Below are 15,861 nucleotides of genomic sequence, written 5' to 3'. Positions count from 1 at the left end.
CCTCGGGCTACAGCCGGCTCTCGGACTTCCGCTGCGTCTCCCTGTCTACCGCTGCGTCTCCCGGTGCCGGATCTCCGAGTCGGGGCCGGGCGAGCACACGGCTTCGTGCCCGTCCTCGAACCGGACCCGGTACGGGGGAGTGCCCTGCTCGCCCATGACTTCGACGATCTCCGCGACCTTGTCGTGTTCACCGACCACCCGTCCGTGCTGGACAAGCTGGTCGCCCTTGGTTGCGTGCATCCGTGAGGCCTCCTCACCTGTGTGCCGCTGCTCAACCCCGGGCCCGCTGGGTGACCGCGATGCACACCAGCACCGCCGCGGCCGTCAGCGGAGCGGCCACCGTCAGGTGCTCGCCCAGGAGAAGTACCGACCACACCAGTGTGAGCAGCGGCTGGGCCAACTGCAACTGGCTGGCCTTCGGGATGCCGATGGCGGCCATGCCCCGGTACCAGACGACCAGGCCGAGGAACTGCGAACCGACCGCCACCCACAGCAGCCCCGTCACACTGTGCCCGGTCAGGTGCACCGGCTCGAACGACAGCGCCACGGCGGCCATCGGCACCGTCAGCGGCAGGCACAGCACCAGCGCCCAGCCGATGACCTGCCAGCCCGGCATCACCCGGGCCAGCCGGCCGCCCTCCGTGTAGCCGGCCGCGCACACCAGCAGCGCCGCGAACAGATAGGCGTCGGCCGAGGTCAGGGCGCCGCCGCTCTGCTGCACCGTGAACGCGATCACGGCCGCCGCACCCGCCAGGGCCGCGAACCAGAAGGTGCGCGAGGGGCGGGTGCCGATGCGCAGGGCGGACAGCAGCGCCGTGGTCAGCGGGAGCAGGCCGACCACCACGGCGGCGTGCGCGGTGGTCGACGTCTGCAGGGCCAGCGTGGTCAGCAGCGGGAAGCCCAGCACCACGCCGGCACCGACCACCGCGAGGCCGAGCCAGTGCCGCCGCCCGGGCGGTGTCACCCCCACCGCCAGCAGACAGGCCCCGGCGACCGCGGCGGCGAGGATGCTGCGCACGGCGATCAGGGACCAGGGGCCGAAGCCCTCCAGGCCCCAGGCGGTGGCGGGGAAGGTGAGGGAGAAGGCGACGACACCGAGGGCGGCCTGGACGGTGCCGGAGGACCCGCCGCCGGTGTCCGCGCCCGCCGCGCCGACTGCTATCCGGGACGGTGCGGTAGCGCTACTCTGTGCTCTCATGCATGAGCGTAGCAGCGTCGCTGAACTGGCGGGCGTGTTGCGACGAGAGCTCGACCGCTACTCACCCGGCGGAAAGCTCCCGTCCAGCCGGGCCCTCGTCGACCGGTTCCGGGTCAGCCCGGTGACCGTCTCCCGCGCCCTGGCGCAGCTCGCCGCCGAGGGGCTGGTGGTCACCCGGCCCGGCGCCGGCGCCTTCCGTGCCCGGCCCCGCCCCTCGGCCGCGGCCGCCGGGGACACCTCCTGGCAGGAGGTCGCGCTCAGCGCCGACGGCGCCGCCGACCTCGTACCGCGCTCGGTCGACGCCTCCGGGGTGCTGGTCTCGCTGGCCGCTCCGCCGCCCGGTGTCGTGGAGTTCAACGGCGGCTACCTGCACACCTCGTTGCAGCCGGAGCGGGCGATGGCGGCGGCCCTGGCCCGCGCCGGGCGGCGCCCCGGTGCGTGGGGGCGGCCGCCGATGGAAGGGCTGCCGGAGCTGCGGGAGTGGTTCGCGCGCGGCATCGGCGGAGCCATCACGGCGGCCGAGGTACTGATCACGGCGGGCGGCCAGTCCGCGCTGACCACCGCCCTGCGCGCCCTCGCCCCGCCCGGCACCCCGGTCCTCGTCGAGTCCCCGACCTACCCCGGCATGCTGGCCATCGCGCGGGCGGCCGGCCTGCGCCCGGTGCCGGTCCCCGTGGACGCCGACGGCGTGCGGCCCGCCCTGCTCGCCGACGCCTTCCGGGCGACCGGCGCCCGCGTCTTCGTCTGCCAGCCCCTGTTCCAGAACCCGACCGGCGCCGTGCTCGCCCCCGAGCGGCGCGGCGAGGTGCTGCGCATCGCCCGGGCGGCCGGCGCCTTCGTCGTGGAGGACGACTTCGTGCGGCGGCTCGTGCACGAGGACGCGGGCCCACTCCCGGCCCCGCTCGCCGCCGACGACCCGGACGGCGTCGTCGTCCACGTCTGCTCGCTGACCAAGGCCACCTCGCCCAGCTTCCGGGTGAGCGCCCTGGCCGCGCGCGGGCCGGTCCTCGAGCGCCTGCGGGCCATCCAGGTCGTCGACACCTTCTTCGTGCCCCGGCCCCTCCAGGAGGCGGCGCTCGAACTCGTCGGCTCTCCCGCCTGGCCGCGCCATCTGCGCGCGGTCTCGGCCGAGTTGAAGGCACGCCGGGACGCCATGACGTCCGCGCTGCGGCTGCAACTGCCCGAGATCTCCCTGCCCCACATCCCCTCCGGCGGCTACCACCTGTGGCCGCGCCTGCCGGAGGGCGCCGACGAGGTCGCCCTGACGGCGGCTGCCCTGCGCGCGGGCGTCGCCATCACCCCGGGCCGCCCCTACTTCAGCGCCGAACCCCCGGCCGCCCACTTCCGGCTGAGCTTCGCGGCGGTGGCGAACGTCGGGGAGATCGCGGAAGGGGTACGGCGCCTGCGCACCGCCTGCCCGGAGGCGTGGGGCGGCTGACGGAGGCGGGGGATATCCGCTCGACGCGCTCCCACCTGCCCTGCGAGCATCCCCGGCATGACCGACACGCCGACGCTCCCCGAGGGCTACGAGATCTCCACCGACCCGCACCGGATCGACGCCGGGCGCGTGCACCACTGGCTGTCCACCGACGCCTACTGGGCCCTGGGACGGCCCCGCGACAAGCACGACCGGGCCGTCGAGGGCTCGCTCAACTTCGGGGCGTACGACGCGGTGTCCGGGGAGCAGGTGGCGTACGCCCGGGTGGTCACCGACCGGGCCACCTTCGCCTGGCTGTGCGACGTGTACGTCGATCCCTCGGTGCGCGCCAAGGGCCTCGGTACGGCGCTGATCGCGGCGGTGCGCGCGCACCTGGAGCCGTACGGGCTGCGCCGCATCCTGCTGTCCACGCACGACGCGCACGGCGTGTACGAGAAGCTCGGGTTCACGGCGCTGGACCGGCCCGACCAGTGGATGGTGCTCGCCTTCGGTCGGTGAACCGTGGCGCACCCTGGGTAGCCCACAGGTAACACCCCTTGACCTGGGTACCTTTGCGCTCCACCATCACCGCATGGCGCTTCGGGTCACGTTCGTCGCGGCTGCGCGCAGCTCACCGCTGCTCGCGGAGCGCTTCGACGACGACCGGCCGCTGGACCAGGCCGGATGGGACGAGGTACTGCGCGCCGCGGGCGGCCTGCTGCCGCTCGCCGCCGCCGAGTTGCGCTACTGCTCACCCACACCCCGCAGCCGTGCCACCGGAGACGCGCTCGGCTGCGCGCCCCTGGTCCAACTCGCCCTGCGGGAGTGCGACATGGGCCGGTGGCGCGGTATGACCCTCGGTGAGGCCATGGCCCGCGAGCCGGCCGCCGTGGACGCCTGGCTCGCCGATCCGCGGTCGACCCCGCACGGCGGGGAGTCGCTGCTGGGCTTCATCACCCGGGTCGGCGGCTGGCTCGACACCCGTCCCGGCGAGGACGGCGACCGCATCGTCGCCGTGGCCGAGCCCTCCGTGATCCGGGCCGCGCTGGTCTACGTGCTGAAGGCACCGCCCGCGACGTACTGGAACCTGGACGTCCGCCCGCTGTCGGCGACCACCGTGACGGGCCGCGCGGGCCGCTGGAGCCTCCGCTTCGAAGGGGCGCAGGTCCAGGGAGCTACGAATCCGGCGTATCGCGACGGTAATCCGTTGTGAGCAGCAGGTCCTTGGCCGGGCCGCCCACCCGCCACACGGTCCGCCAGTGGTCGCGGTCCCGGACGGTGAACTCGCCGCGATAGAGGTCGGCGGCGCACGGGTGGTCCGCCACATGGTGTCCGGAGGTCAGGTCCAGGCCGTGGAAGGGGCGGCCGTCCGCGAACCGCACGTCGGCCAGGCCCGGCCCGCTCCCCGCCTCGTAGCGCAGCGTCCGCTCGGCGGGCCGGGTCACGCCCTGCCAGGTGAAGGCCCCCGACTCCCGGCTGAGCAGCCCACCACCGTCGAGGGCGTCGAACACCGTCGTCCCCTCGAAGTGCCCCTCCGCGCCGCTCGCCAGATCCCGCACCGACCGCTCGGTGCGCCACCGCCCCGCGAGGTACGCCAGCACATCCGGTACCGGCCACAACTCGCCCATCTCCACTCCCTCTCCCGCTCCGTCTCTCCCGCTCCCCTGGGAGCGCCCCGGCGAACACGGCCGTACCCGATCACTGCTGAGCCCGTACCCGGGCCCCGCACGGCGGTAGCGTCGGGTGCCATGATCGTATGGTTGAACGGCACCCACGGCGCGGGCAAGACCACGACCAGCACACTCGTGCAGCGGCTGCTCCCGGACTCACGGGTGTTCGACGCCGAGAAGGTCGGCGAGACGCTCATGGACATCACGCCGGGGCTGCCCGGGACCGACAATTTCCAGCACTGGCCGCCGTGGCGGCCGCTCGTCGTCGAGACCGCCCGCCGCGTGCTCGACTACACCGGCGGCACCCTGGTGATGCCCATGACCGTCCTGGTCGAGCAGTACTGGCGCGAGATCAGCACGGGCCTCGCCGAGCACGGCATTCCCGTACGGCACTTCGTTCTCCACGCCGACCGGGCCACCCTCCGCGGACGCATCGCGGGGGACACCGTCCTGGGCCCCGACTCCCCTTTCCGCCTGCGATACCTCGAGCCCTACGCCGAGGCGGCCCGCACGTGGCTGCACGCCGAGGCCGAGGTCGTCGACACCACGCACCTCACGCCCGCCGAGGCCGCCCTGCGGATCGCGGAGGCTGTCAAGAGCTGAGGGGAGGGGGTGCCGGGTCGCCGAGCCGAGGTCACCGCTGAGCGGCCAGCACCGCCGCGAGGCCCTCCTGCAGGTCTCTGACGAAATACCCGGGAACCTCCAGCGACGGGAAATGTCCCCCGACTTCGGGCGACCTCCATCGCACGATCCGCCGGTACCGCTCCTGCGCCCAGGGACGCGGACACTTCTCGACGTCGCCGGGATACATGGTGAGTGCTGACGGCACGTCGACCCGGAGTTCGGGATCGAGCGAGTCGTGGCTTTCGTAGTAGATGCGGGCCGCCGACGCGCCGGTCCGCGTCAGCCAGTACAGGGTGACGTCGTCGAGAACGCGGTCCCTGGAAATCCTCTCGAACGGGCTGTCCTCGGTGTCCGACCACTCGGTGAACTTGTCGAGGATCCAGGCGAGAAGCCCGACCGGTGAGTCGACGAGCGAGTAGCCGATGGTCTGCGGCCGGGTCGCCTGCTGCTTCGCGTACGCCGCGCGGTGGCGCCAGAAGTCACGGGTCTCCTCGGCCCACTCGCGCTCGAGCGCCGTCAGACCGTCCGTTGTCAGACCGGGCGGTCCCTGGGCGAACGTGGTGTGGATGCCGAGGACGTGCGCCGGGAATCTGCCGCCGAGGACCGTGGTGATGTTGCCGCCCCAGTCGCCGCCGTGGGCCGCGAACCTGCTGTAGCCGAGCCTTCCCATCAGTTCCACCCATGCGGCCGCGATCTTTTCGGTCCCCCACCCGGTGGTGGCCGGCCTGTCGCTGTAACCGAAGCCCGGCAGCGACGGGACCACGACGTGGAACGCCGGCGCGTCCGCGTCTTTCGGGTCCGCCAGCTCGTCGACCACATCGATGAACCGGGCGACGCTGTCCGGCCAGCCGTGCGTCAGGATCAGAGGAGTGGCGTCCGCGCGCGGGGAGCGGCGGTGCAGGAAGTGGATTCCCAGGCCGTCAATGGTCGTGCGGAACTGGCCGAGCTGGTTGAGGCGCTCTTCGAACGACCGCCAGTCGTACCCGGTGCGCCAGTAGTCCACGACATCGACGAGGTCGGCGAGCGGAACGCCCTGCTCCCATCGGCGAGGGCCGGGCGCCGCGTGACGGACCGTCTCGGCCTCCGGCAGGCGCGCCGCGGCCAGTCGCGCGCGGAGATCGTCGAGGTCGGCGTCGGTCGCGCGGGCCTCAAAGGCTCGCACGTCGCTGGTCGGACTGGGCATGAGACCTCCTGGACGTCGTGGAAGCGGCTACGACCTGCCGCGAACCGCCTAAGACGGTTCTAGCAGTCCTCCGCGCCCGGCCGCAACCGGCTAAGGTGGTTCCATGTGTGCCGCGTTCCCCGACTTCCGTCTCGGCAAGGTCCTGGCGATGAGCTTCACCGGGACTCTGTCGGAGCGTCACGGCGACCCTGTGGAGCGCATCCCCACGCCGCACCGACTCGTCGACTGGCTGGCGGTGAGCGGCCTCGCCGTGGACTCCTGCACCCCCGCCCAGCTCGACCTCGCCCGTGAACTGAGGGAGTCGATTCACGCCGCCGCGACAGCGGCCGCGGTCCAGGACGCTCTGCCCGCGTCCGCCGTCCAGGTCATCAACGACCGCAGCGCCCAGGGCCGGGCCGCGGCGATCCTGACGCCCGAGGGTGAGCGGCGGTGGCGGCTCGGCTCCGCCTCCCGCGTGGAGGATGCCCTCAGCGTGATCGCCGCCGACGCGATCAGTGTCGTCTCGGGCGAACGGGACGGAAAACTGGCCTTGTGTGCCTCGCCGACCTGCCAGGCCGCGTTCTTCGACACCAGTCAGAGTCGTACGCGTAAATGGTGTGACATGAACACGTGCGGGAATCGCCAGAAGAAGGCGCGCTTCCATGCCAGCCGGCGCAAAAGCTCCAGATCGGCGGAGTGATCGCCACCTCGGCCACAGGTGTCCCGGCTCCCGCCATTCGCTGGATTGCATAAACGTGCGGCTGTACGTATAGTCATGCCATCCAGGAGGAGGGTTTTCCATGGCGGTACGTGCGGCGGTGGCCGGAGCGAGTGGGTATGCGGGCGGTGAGCTGCTGCGCCTGCTCCTGACCCACCCGGAGGTCGAGATCGGCGCCCTGACCGGCAACTCCAACGCGGGCCAACGACTGGGCGCGCTGCAGCCGCACCTGCTGCCGTTGGCCGACCGAGTGCTGGAGGCGACGACGCCCGAGGTGCTCGGCGGTCACGACGTCGTCTTCCTCGCGCTGCCGCACGGGCAGTCCGCCGCCGTCGCCGAGCAGCTCGGACCTGACGTCCTCGTCGTCGACATGGGCGCCGACTTCCGGCTCAGGGACGCGGCCGACTGGGAGACGTTCTACGGCTCCCCGCACGCCGGCACCTGGCCCTACGGCCTCCCCGAACTTCCGGGTGCCCGCACCGCGCTGGAGGGGTCCAAGCGCATCGCGGTGCCCGGTTGCTACCCCACCGCCGTGTCACTGGCCCTCTTCCCGGCCTACGCCGCCTCGCTCGCCGAGCCCGAGGCCGTGATCGTCGCCGCGTCCGGCACCTCCGGCGCGGGCAAGGCGGCCAAGCCCCACCTGCTGGGCAGCGAGGTCATGGGCTCCATGTCGCCGTACGGCGTCGGCGGCGGACACCGGCACACCCCCGAGATGATCCAGAACCTCGGCGCGGTCGCCGGCGAGCCGGTCACCGTCTCCTTCACGCCGACCCTCGCGCCGATGCCCCGCGGCATCCTCGCCACCTGCACCGCCAAGGCGAAGCCCGGGGTCACCGCCGAGTCGGTCCGGGCCGCCTACGAGAAGGCCTTCGCCGACGAACCGTTCGTGCACCTGCTGCCCGAGGGACAGTGGCCCGCGACCGCCTCCGTGTACGGCTCCAACGCCGTCCAGGTCCAGGTCGCGTACGACGCCGCCGCGGGCCGTGTCATCGCGATCAGCGCCATCGACAACCTGGCCAAGGGCACCGCGGGCGGTGCCGTCCAGAGCATGAACATCGCCCTGGGTCTCGCCGAGACCACCGGACTGACGACGATCGGAGTTGCGCCGTGAGTGTGACGGCAGCGAAGGGATTCACGGCGGCCGGTGTCACGGCCGGGATCAAGGAGAGCGGCAACCCCGACCTGGCCCTCGTGGTCAACACCGGCCCCCGCCGCAGCGCCGCGGGCGTCTTCACCTCCAACCGCGTCAAGGCCGCGCCGGTCCTGTGGTCCGAGCAGGTGCTGAAGAGCGGTGAGCTGACCGCCGTCGTGCTCAACTCCGGCGGCGCCAACGCCTGCACCGGGCCCAAGGGCTTCCAGGACACCCACGCCACGGCCGAGAAGGTCGCCGAGGCGCTCGGTACGGGCGCGGGAGAGGTCGCCGTCTGCTCCACCGGGCTCATCGGCGTACTGCTTCCGATGGACAAGCTGCTCCCGGGTGTGGACACGGCCGCCGGTCAGCTCTCCGAGCACGGCGGCGAGAAGGCCGCCATCGCCATCAAGACCACCGACACCGTGCACAAGACGTCCGTGGTCACGCGGGACGGCTGGACCGTCGGCGGGATGGCCAAGGGCGCCGGCATGCTCGCCCCCGGCCTCGCCACCATGCTCGTCGTCATCACCACCGACGCCGACCTGGAGACCGAGGTCCTGGACCGCGCCCTGCGCGCCGCCACCAAGGTCACCTTCGACCGCGTCGACTCCGACGGCTGCATGTCCACCAACGACACCGTGCTGCTGCTCGCCTCGGGAGCCTCGGGCGTCACCCCGGAGTACGCCGCGTTCGCCGAGGCCGTACGCACCGTCTGCGACGACCTCGGGCAGCAGCTCATCCGCGACGCCGAGGGCGCCAGCAAGGACATCAGGGTCGAGGTCGTGAACGCTGCGACCGAGGACGACGCCGTCCAGGTGGGCCGCACCATCGCCCGCAACAACCTCCTCAAGTGCGCCATCCACGGCGAGGACCCCAACTGGGGCCGAGTCCTCTCCGCGATCGGCACGACCTCCGCCGTCTTCGAGCCCGACCGCCTGGGCGTCGCCATCAACGGCGTCTGGGTCTGCAAGAACGGCGGCGTCGGCGAGGACCGCGAGCTGGTCGACATGCGCTACCGCGAGGTCCACGTCGTCGCCGACCTCGCCGCCGGCGACGCCACGGCCACCATCTGGACCAACGACCTCACCGCCGACTACGTCCACGAGAACAGCGCGTACTCATCATGAGCAGCGGAATGAGCAACGCACCCACGCGGAAGCACACCGCGCTCCCCAAGGCCCAGATCCTCATCGAGGCGCTGCCCTGGCTGACCCGGCACCACGGCAAGACGGTCGTCATCAAGTTCGGCGGCAACGCCATGATCGACGAGGACCTGAAGGCCGCCTTCGCCCAGGACGTCGTCTTCCTGCGCCACGCCGGTCTCAAGCCCGTCGTCGTGCACGGCGGCGGCCCGCAGATCAGCGCCGCGCTCGACAAGCACGGCATCGTCAGCGAGTTCAAGGCCGGCCTGCGCGTCACCACCGAGGACGCCATGGACGTCGTACGGATGGTGCTCGCCGGGCAGGTGCAGCGCGAACTGGTCGGGCTGCTCAACCAGCACGGACCGTTCGCCGTCGGCCTCACCGGCGAGGACGCGCACACCATCACCGCCACCCGGCACCGGCCCGAGATCGACGGCGAGTTCGTCGACATCGGACGGGTCGGCGAGATCACCGAGATCGACACCGGCGCCATCGAGGCCCTGCTCGCCGACGGCCGCATCCCGGTCGTCTCCTCGATCGCCCGTTCCCAGGACGACGGACATGTCTACAACGTCAATGCTGATACGGCGGCTGCGGCACTCGCTGCGGCGCTCGGCGCCGAGACTCTCATGGTCCTCACCGACGTCGAGGGCCTCTACGAGGACTGGCCGGACTCCGACGAGGTGATCAGCCGCCTCACCGCGTCCCAGCTCGAGAAACTGCTGCCGGACCTGTCCTCGGGCATGGTGCCCAAGATGGAGGGCTGCCTGCACGCCGTACGGGGCGGCGTCACCACCGCCCGCGTCATCGACGGCCGGGTCCAGCACTCGATCCTGCTGGAGATCTTCACCGACGAGGGCATCGGCACGATGGTCGTGCCGGACGAACAGGGGGAGTCGTGAGCAACGGGGGAGCCGTGAGCAACGCGGAGCTGACCGAGCGGTGGCAGGACACGCTCATGAACAACTACGGCACACCGCGCCTGCCCCTGGTGCGCGGCGAGGGCGCCCGGCTCTGGGACGCCGACGGCAAGGAGTACCTCGACTTCGTCGGCGGCATCGCGGTCAACGCGCTCGGTCACGCCCACCCGGCGGTGGTCGAGGCGGTGAGCCGGCAGATCGCCTCCCTCGGCCACGTCTCCAACCTCTTCATCGCCGAGCCGCCCGTCGCGCTCGCCGAACGGCTGCTCCAGAACTTCGGCCGCGACGGCAAGGTCTACTTCTGCAACTCCGGCGCCGAGGCCAACGAGGGCGCCTTCAAGATCGGCCGGCTGACCGGACGGCCGCACATGGTCGCCACCCACGGCGGCTTCCACGGCCGCACCATGGGCGCCCTGGCGCTGACCGGCCAGCCCGGCAAGCAGGAGCCGTTCCTGCCGCTGCCCGGCGACGTCACGCACGTACCGTACGGCGACCCGCAGGCGCTTGCCGCGGCGGTCACCGAGGACACGGCGCTGGTGATCATCGAGCCGATCCAGGGCGAGAACGGCGTGGTCGTGCCGCCCCCCGGCTATCTGAAGGCGGCCCGGGCCATCACCGCCGCCACGGGCGCGCTGCTCGTCCTGGACGAGGTGCAGACCGGCGTCGGGCGGACCGGGCACTGGTTCGAGTACCAGGCCCACGAGGGCGTCCTGCCGGACGTCGTCACCCTCGCCAAGGGCCTCGGCGGCGGACTGCCGCTGGGCGCGACGGTCGCCTTCGGACGCGCCGCCGAACTCCTCCAGCCGGGCCAGCACGGCTCGACCTTCGGCGGCAACCCGGTCGCCTGCGCCGCCGGACTCGCCGTCCTGGACACCATCGCGGACGACGGTCTGCTGGACAACGTCAAGCGGCAGAGCGAGAAGATCCGCGGCGGCGTCGAGGCGCTCGGCCACCCGCTGATCGGCCACGTCCGGGGCGCGGGCCTGCTCCTGGGTATCGTGCTCACGGAGCCGCTCGCCGCCCAGGTGCAGCAGGCGGCTCAGGACGCCGGAATCCTGGTGAACGCGCCCGCACCCGATGTCGTACGGCTGATGCCCGCGCTGAACCTCGGCGACGACGTGGTGGAGACGTTCCTCGGGGCGCTGCCCGGCATCCTTGACCAGGTCGCCGACGTGGCGCACGGGGACGGACGATCCGGAGAATGAGACGACGATGAGCCACGCGCAGGAGCACGAGCAGACGGCCGGGCCCGCCCTGCCGCAGACCCGCACCGCACGTCATCGGCGGATCGTGGACATCCTCAACCGGCAGGCGGTGCGCTCGCAGAGCCAGCTCGCGAAGCTGCTCGCCGACGACGGGCTCACCGTCACCCAGGCGACGCTCTCCCGGGACCTGGACGAGCTGAACGCGGTGAAGATCCGCAACACCGACGGCGACCTCATCTACGCGGTGCCCAGCGAGGGCGGCTTCCGCACCCCGCGAGCGCCGCTCGGGGAGTCGGCGAAGGAGGAGCGGATGCGGCGGCTCTCCGCGGAGCTGCTGATCTCCGCGGAGGCGTCCGCGAACCTCGTGGTCCTGCGGACCCCTCCGGGGGCGGCGCAGTTCCTGGCCTCGGCGATCGACCAGGCGGAGCTGCACGACATCCTGGGGACGATCGCGGGTGACGACACGCTGATGCTGATCAGCAGGGAGCCCACGGGCGGGCAGGCGCTGGCGGACCACTTGCTGCGGTTGACGCAGAACGGGGGCTGAACGGGGCGGCGAGGTGGCCGGCCGACCCGCGGGTGCGCCGTGGCTGGTCGCGCCCACGCGGCGGAGCCGCACATCGGGACAGCCCCCGTGCCCCTGGGGGGTGCAGCGAGGCAGAGCGCAGCAGCCCCCGCCCTTACCTGCGGGCCCCGCCGTAGCTGCGGGCAGTCGTGCCTCCCCCAGTGCCTGAACGGCCTCGGAGGTACCCCCAGGGCGGCTCCCGTCCCACAGAGACCGGCACCACGCGAACGCGGGCGAGTGAAGCGCCGGTACCTCAGCAGCGGCGCCGGTCGCCCACGCTCCCCGCTCACCCCAGCCACCCCGCCAACCCCCCCGTGCACCGCACCTCGTCCCCCGCCGTGATCAGCAACCCCTCCACCCCCTCCAGCGCGTCCAGCCACCGCAGCCCCTCCCGCGCCCCCATCGCGAAGGCTGCCGTCGCCCAGCAGTCCGCCCAGGTCAGCCGGGGTGCCACCACCGTCACGGAGAGCAGGTCGGTCACCGCCGAGCGGCCGGTGCGCGGGTCGACGACATGGGCGCCGCGTTCGGCGGAACCGGACGTCGCCACGGCCAGCTCGGCCGCCCCCGCCGCGGAGACGACCGCCGCGAGCCCGCCCGGACGCAGCGGGTCCGACACGCCGACCCGCCAAGGCCGTGCCGCACCCGGCGTGCCGAGCAACTGCACGTCCCCGCCGCCGTTGACACTGACGCCACTCGCACCGGCCGCCGCGATCCGCCGCGCGGCGCGCTCCACCGCCCAGCCCTTGACGATCCCGGTCGGGTCGAGCCGGCCCCGATACCTCGTGCTGAACCAGCCCTCGCTCACCCGTTCCGCCTCGGCCGCCAGCTCCAGCACCTCGGCGACCTCGGGCACGCAGGCGCCGAGGGTCAGCTCTCCGCGTGCCAGCCGGGACAGCTCACTGCCGTCCCGGTAGGTGCTGAACACCGCGTCGGCCCGGTGCAGTCCGGCGACCGCCTCGTCCAGCGCCGCCCGTACGGCCGTGGGTTCCCCGCCACGGACGTCGAAGGAGAAGACGGTCCCCATCGTCTCCTCCACGTGACGCACCGCGGCGGGAGTCTGTGCGGACTCGGCCACGGTGTCAGCCACCGGCCCGGTCCAGTGCCGACTGGAGGGACTGCTGGTATCCGGCGCTGGTGTAGGTGGCGCCGGAGACGGCGTCGATGTCGGCGTTGCCCGCGGCGATCGCGGCCTGCTCGAGTTTGGGTACGGCGTCGGCGGTGACCTGGTCGCTCCGGCCGCCCTTGGGTGCCTGGAGGGTCTCGGCGGCGGTGATCTTCCCGTCGGTGACGGTGACGCGGACCTGCACGGGCCCGTACTGGGTCTGCGCGGCGTCGCCGGTGAGGACCTGCGTGCCCCGGGCGTCCCCGCCCGAACCCTCCCCGGCCTCGCCCGATCCCTCCCGGGCCTCGCCCGATCCCTGTTCGGCCGATCCGCTCGCGGCCGCCTTGTCGAGTGCCGACTGGAGGGACTTCATGTATCCGGCGCTGGTGTAGGTGGCGCCGGAGACGGCGTCGATGTCGGCGTTGCCCGCGGCGATCGCGGCCCGGTTGAGTTTGGGTACCGCGTCGGCGGTGACCTGGTCGCTCCGGCCGCCCTTGGGCGCCTGCACGGCCTCGGCCTTGGTGATCTTCCCGTCGCTCACCGTGAGCCGGACCTGCACGGGGCCGTACTGGGTACTGGCCGCGTCACCCGTGACGGTGCCGGCCCCCGCGCCCCGGCCGCCCTGCGGCGACTGCGCGGCAACCGGTGGAGCCGCGCCGCCCGCCGCCGAGGCGGAGCCCGGGTCGGACGCCGGTTTCAGCGACAGCAGCAGCACGATCCCGGACACGGTCGCGGCGCCGGCGAGCACGGCACGCCGAACGGGGTGGCTTTTCCTCATCTGTCCTGGACTCCTGATGTCCGTCGCTCACATCTCGAACGACTCGTGATGGATACGGCGGGCGGGGACCCCCGCGCCGCGCAGTGCCTCGTACACCGACTGGGCGAAGCCGGGCGGTCCGCACAGGAAGACGTCGTGGCGCTCGACGTCCGGGATCTTCCGGGCCAGGGTCTCCGCGGAGATGTCCGGGCGTTCCCCGTCCGGGCTGTTGACCGCGTACATCAGCCGGGCCCCGCGCTCCTCGGCGATTCCGGACAGCTCGTCCCACAGCGCCAGGTCCTGGGTGCTGTTGGCCCGGTAGAGCAGCGTGATGTCGCCGGAGGCGCCGGGCAGCGTCTCGAACAGCGCCCGCATCGGTGTGATCCCCACCCCGCCCGCCACCAGCAGCACCTTGCCGCGGCTGCGGCGCTGGGCGGTCAGGGCGCCGTACGGGCCCTCCGCCCACACCCGGGCGCCGGGCGTCAGCTCGCGCAGCCGGGTGCTGTGGTCGCCGATCGCCTTCACGGTGATCCGCAGCATGTCGGGACGCGGCGCCGCCGACAGCGAGTACGGGTGCGAGCTGAACCGCATCCCCGGCGCCAGGAACCGCCAGCGGAAGAACTGTCCCGCCTCCGCGCCCATCCGGTGCAGCCGGCGCCCGCCGATCAGCACCGACACGATCCCGGGCGTCTCCTCGATCACCGCCTCGACCCGCATCCGGTGCCGCAGGTTCAGCCGGAGGGGGGTCAGGACGCGGTACCAGAGCACGAGCGCGGTCACCGAGCCGTACAGCACGTACCAGACGGTCTTGGCGACCGGTTCGACGGCGAAGTCGTTGCCGGTGGTGAGCTGGTGCCAGAAGGTCAGGAACACCGCCACGTAGGTCAGCAGATGCACGTGGTACCAGAAGTCGTACGGGATCAGGCGGCGCACCGGGCCGACGGAGAGCAGCCCGATCAGCACCAGCAGGCCGGTGCCGATGGCCGCCTTGCCCATGTCGGGCAGTTGGTTCACGGAGTCGACCGTCTGCGCGACGATGTCGCCGAGGCCCTTGCCGGCCTGCGCCGCGTAGCCCCACATGATCAGGAAGACGTGCGCGAGGACCAGGCAGAGGGTGTAGCGGCCGGTCATGGCGTGCCAGCGGGCGACCCGGTCGGACCCGACGCGCCGCTCCAGCGCCGGCACCCGGGCCATCTGGAGCACCACAAGCGCCATCAGGTATCCGGCGAGCAGACCGGTGATCCGGCCCGCGCCCAGGAGCTTGCCGGTGTCGTCGGAAATGGCGGGCGTGTTGCGCCACCACAGCCACAACACGCCCGCCGCGCCCGCCCACACGGCGAGCAGCAGGGGGACGGCGGGGGAGCGGCGCGGACGGATGCGCCGCATCGTCTGACGGCGGGCGGCACGGCCGCCGGCGAGCGTGGTGGTCACGGTTCCTCCGTGGGGACTCGGCCCTTGGCCCACAGATACGCGCCGCGCCGGTCCAGCGTTCAGCCGCTGCCGGTAGTGCCGTCCGTGTTCAGTAGCGGGTGATCGCCGTGGCCCCGGCGGAGGTGCCGATCGCGATGTGCGGCCGCTCCTTCGGCTTCGCCCACCGCAGGATCCGCCGCATCGCGTCCTTCGGTACCGACACGCATCCCGCTGTCGCGCCGCGCCCGTTGACGTGCAGGAAGATGCCCGCGCCGCGCCCGCGCACCGGGCGGTGGTAGTTGAAGCCGACGACCAGGGCGTGCGCGTACTGCGCCGGGTAGGTGATCAGATGTTCGGCCTCGGTGGCGCGGCAGTCGGCGGGGCGCGGTTCGGTCCAGCGGTTGTAGGAGCGGGAGGCGTTGTCCTGGCACCACCAGGAGTCCTGGCGGACCGGGCGGTACCGGTACGCCGTCCCGCGCGGCGCCGCCTCGATGCCGAAGGCGTACGGCAGGTCGTACAGCCCGGTCGGGGTGGTGCTGGTGCCCTGTACGCGCGTCGTCCCGGCGGTGAGTCCGCCGGACCCGAAGCGGGCGGGCGCGGAACCGGCCCGCACCCACCGGTCCCCGCCCCCGGCCTCGCCCTCGCCCACGTGGTCCCACCAGGTGACGGTGCCCGTCGTCGAGCCGGTGTCCGGCGCGAGGGCGGTGATGAGCTGGCCGCCGCCCCCGGTGTCCGCCATCCGCTCCGGCAGCGGCCCGGGGGCGGGCCCACCGCCGGGCGCGGCACCGAGCACGAGGAGGGACGCGGAGACGAGGACGGCGACGACACCTGGGCGCATG

General features: G+C 72.7%; 18 protein-coding genes. 10 read left to right on the top strand and 8 right to left on the bottom strand.

The window, feature by feature from the left end:
- Positions 1-45: 45 nt before the first annotated feature.
- Positions 46-240: a DUF1918 domain-containing protein gene (locus KUM40_RS37080; protein WP_217170719.1), complete on the bottom strand. Its 195-nt coding sequence runs from the start codon at positions 238-240 to the stop codon at positions 46-48.
- 31 nt (positions 241-271) lie between these two features.
- Positions 272-1,198 carry a DMT family transporter gene (locus tag KUM40_RS37075; RefSeq protein WP_217170718.1) on the bottom strand — a complete coding sequence of 309 codons (927 nt, stop codon included), beginning with the start codon at positions 1,196-1,198 and terminating at the stop codon, positions 272-274.
- Between KUM40_RS37075 and KUM40_RS37070 the strand changes: the two genes are divergently transcribed.
- From KUM40_RS37070 to KUM40_RS37060, 3 genes are all read left to right on the top strand, one after another.
- Positions 1,197-2,636 carry a PLP-dependent aminotransferase family protein gene (locus KUM40_RS37070; protein ID WP_217170717.1) on the top strand — a complete coding sequence of 480 codons (1,440 nt, stop codon included), beginning with the start codon at positions 1,197-1,199 and terminating at the stop codon, positions 2,634-2,636. The two genes, KUM40_RS37075 and KUM40_RS37070, sit on opposite strands and share 2 nt — an antisense overlap.
- A 57-nt stretch (positions 2,637-2,693) precedes the next feature.
- Positions 2,694-3,134 (top strand): GNAT family N-acetyltransferase, encoded by a 441-nt coding sequence (locus KUM40_RS37065; protein WP_217170716.1) that lies wholly within the window; start codon positions 2,694-2,696, stop codon positions 3,132-3,134.
- Positions 3,135-3,207: 73 nt separating this feature from the next.
- Positions 3,208-3,828, top strand: a complete 621-nt coding sequence (locus tag KUM40_RS37060) for a histidine phosphatase family protein (protein WP_217170715.1) — start codon at positions 3,208-3,210, stop codon at positions 3,826-3,828.
- On the opposite strand, the gene KUM40_RS37055 is transcribed toward KUM40_RS37060, so the two are convergent.
- Positions 3,791-4,243, bottom strand: a complete 453-nt coding sequence (locus KUM40_RS37055; protein WP_217170714.1) for a DUF6314 family protein — start codon at positions 4,241-4,243, stop codon at positions 3,791-3,793. The two genes, KUM40_RS37060 and KUM40_RS37055, sit on opposite strands and share 38 nt — an antisense overlap.
- 120 nt (positions 4,244-4,363) lie before the next feature.
- On the opposite strand from KUM40_RS37055, the gene KUM40_RS37050 reads away from it, so the two are divergent.
- Entirely contained in the window at positions 4,364-4,888 is a 525-nt protein-coding gene (locus tag KUM40_RS37050) for an AAA family ATPase (RefSeq protein WP_217170713.1), read from the top strand.
- A 31-nt stretch (positions 4,889-4,919) separates the two neighbouring features.
- Here the strand turns inward: KUM40_RS37050 and KUM40_RS37045 are convergent, their stop codons facing one another.
- Entirely contained in the window at positions 4,920-6,092 is a 1,173-nt protein-coding gene (locus KUM40_RS37045; RefSeq protein ID WP_217170712.1) for an epoxide hydrolase family protein, read from the bottom strand.
- Positions 6,093-6,195: 103 nt separating this feature from the next.
- Between KUM40_RS37045 and KUM40_RS37040 the strand changes: the two genes are divergently transcribed.
- The 6 genes from KUM40_RS37040 to KUM40_RS37015 all read left to right on the top strand — a co-directional run bounded on the left by KUM40_RS37040 (position 6,196) and on the right by KUM40_RS37015 (position 11,735).
- Complete coding sequence (locus KUM40_RS37040; RefSeq protein WP_217170711.1) at positions 6,196-6,771, top strand: ABATE domain-containing protein; 576 nt, start codon at positions 6,196-6,198, stop codon at positions 6,769-6,771.
- Between the two features lie 100 nt (positions 6,772-6,871).
- On the top strand, positions 6,872-7,900 hold the full coding sequence (argC, locus tag KUM40_RS37035; protein ID WP_217170710.1) for an N-acetyl-gamma-glutamyl-phosphate reductase: 1,029 nt from the start codon (positions 6,872-6,874) through the stop codon (positions 7,898-7,900).
- Entirely contained in the window at positions 7,897-9,048 is a 1,152-nt protein-coding gene (gene argJ / locus KUM40_RS37030) for a bifunctional glutamate N-acetyltransferase/amino-acid acetyltransferase ArgJ (protein WP_217170709.1), read from the top strand. The genes argC and argJ overlap by 4 nt, the downstream gene beginning before the upstream one ends.
- On the top strand, positions 9,045-9,965 hold the full coding sequence (gene argB, locus KUM40_RS37025) for an acetylglutamate kinase (RefSeq protein ID WP_217170708.1): 921 nt from the start codon (positions 9,045-9,047) through the stop codon (positions 9,963-9,965). Before argJ ends, argB begins: the two co-directional genes overlap by 4 nt.
- A gap of 14 nt (positions 9,966-9,979) precedes the next feature.
- Positions 9,980-11,188: an acetylornithine transaminase gene (locus tag KUM40_RS37020; RefSeq protein ID WP_217170902.1), complete on the top strand. Its 1,209-nt coding sequence runs from the start codon at positions 9,980-9,982 to the stop codon at positions 11,186-11,188.
- A gap of 7 nt (positions 11,189-11,195) precedes the next feature.
- A complete protein-coding gene (locus tag KUM40_RS37015) occupies positions 11,196-11,735 on the top strand; it encodes an arginine repressor (protein WP_217170707.1) in 540 nt (179 codons plus the stop codon).
- Between the two features lie 304 nt (positions 11,736-12,039).
- Here the strand turns inward: KUM40_RS37015 and KUM40_RS37010 are convergent, their stop codons facing one another.
- From KUM40_RS37010 to KUM40_RS36995, 4 genes are all read right to left on the bottom strand, one after another.
- Positions 12,040-12,777: an FAD:protein FMN transferase gene (locus KUM40_RS37010; protein WP_217170901.1), complete on the bottom strand. Its 738-nt coding sequence runs from the start codon at positions 12,775-12,777 to the stop codon at positions 12,040-12,042.
- 55 nt (positions 12,778-12,832) lie between these two features.
- Positions 12,833-13,633, bottom strand: a complete 801-nt coding sequence (locus tag KUM40_RS37005; protein WP_217170706.1) for an FMN-binding protein — start codon at positions 13,631-13,633, stop codon at positions 12,833-12,835.
- A gap of 27 nt (positions 13,634-13,660) precedes the next feature.
- The gene (locus KUM40_RS37000) at positions 13,661-15,043 is read right to left on the bottom strand and encodes a ferric reductase-like transmembrane domain-containing protein (protein WP_217170705.1); all 1,383 of its coding nucleotides are present in this window, start codon (positions 15,041-15,043) and stop codon (positions 13,661-13,663) included.
- An 88-nt stretch (positions 15,044-15,131) separates the two neighbouring features.
- Positions 15,132-15,860 carry a L,D-transpeptidase gene (locus KUM40_RS36995; protein ID WP_217170704.1) on the bottom strand — a complete coding sequence of 243 codons (729 nt, stop codon included), beginning with the start codon at positions 15,858-15,860 and terminating at the stop codon, positions 15,132-15,134.
- Position 15,861: the final 1 nt, after the last annotated feature.

It is taken from the genome of Streptomyces sp. AC512_CC834, from assembly GCF_019049325.1.
Classification (GTDB): domain Bacteria; phylum Actinomycetota; class Actinomycetes; order Streptomycetales; family Streptomycetaceae; genus Streptomyces.
Note: the sequence above shows the minus strand (reverse complement) of the source record. Positions and strands in the feature narration are given on the sequence as shown.

Bases quoted from the DNA above. Each gene is read 5' to 3' on its own strand.
- KUM40_RS37080 (WP_217170719.1), bottom strand. From the start codon at position 240: ATGCACGCAACCAAGGGCGACCAGCTTGTCCAGCACGGACGGGTGGTC.
- KUM40_RS37070 (WP_217170717.1), top strand. From the start codon at position 1,197: ATGCATGAGCGTAGCAGCGTCGCTGAACTGGCGGGCGTGTTGCGACGA.
- KUM40_RS37075 (WP_217170718.1), bottom strand. From the start codon at position 1,198: ATGAGAGCACAGAGTAGCGCTACCGCACCGTCCCGGATAGCAGTCGGC.
- KUM40_RS37065 (WP_217170716.1), top strand. From the start codon at position 2,694: ATGACCGACACGCCGACGCTCCCCGAGGGCTACGAGATCTCCACCGAC.
- KUM40_RS37060 (WP_217170715.1), top strand. From the start codon at position 3,208: ATGGCGCTTCGGGTCACGTTCGTCGCGGCTGCGCGCAGCTCACCGCTG.
- KUM40_RS37055 (WP_217170714.1), bottom strand. From the start codon at position 4,243: ATGGGCGAGTTGTGGCCGGTACCGGATGTGCTGGCGTACCTCGCGGGG.
- KUM40_RS37050 (WP_217170713.1), top strand. From the start codon at position 4,364: ATGATCGTATGGTTGAACGGCACCCACGGCGCGGGCAAGACCACGACC.
- KUM40_RS37045 (WP_217170712.1), bottom strand. From the start codon at position 6,092: ATGCCCAGTCCGACCAGCGACGTGCGAGCCTTTGAGGCCCGCGCGACC.
- KUM40_RS37040 (WP_217170711.1), top strand. From the start codon at position 6,196: ATGTGTGCCGCGTTCCCCGACTTCCGTCTCGGCAAGGTCCTGGCGATG.
- argC (WP_217170710.1), top strand. From the start codon at position 6,872: ATGGCGGTACGTGCGGCGGTGGCCGGAGCGAGTGGGTATGCGGGCGGT.
- argB (WP_217170708.1), top strand. From the start codon at position 9,045: ATGAGCAGCGGAATGAGCAACGCACCCACGCGGAAGCACACCGCGCTC.
- KUM40_RS37015 (WP_217170707.1), top strand. From the start codon at position 11,196: ATGAGCCACGCGCAGGAGCACGAGCAGACGGCCGGGCCCGCCCTGCCG.
- KUM40_RS37010 (WP_217170901.1), bottom strand. From the start codon at position 12,777: ATGGGGACCGTCTTCTCCTTCGACGTCCGTGGCGGGGAACCCACGGCC.
- KUM40_RS37005 (WP_217170706.1), bottom strand. From the start codon at position 13,633: ATGAGGAAAAGCCACCCCGTTCGGCGTGCCGTGCTCGCCGGCGCCGCG.
- KUM40_RS36995 (WP_217170704.1), bottom strand. From the start codon at position 15,860: ATGCGCCCAGGTGTCGTCGCCGTCCTCGTCTCCGCGTCCCTCCTCGTG.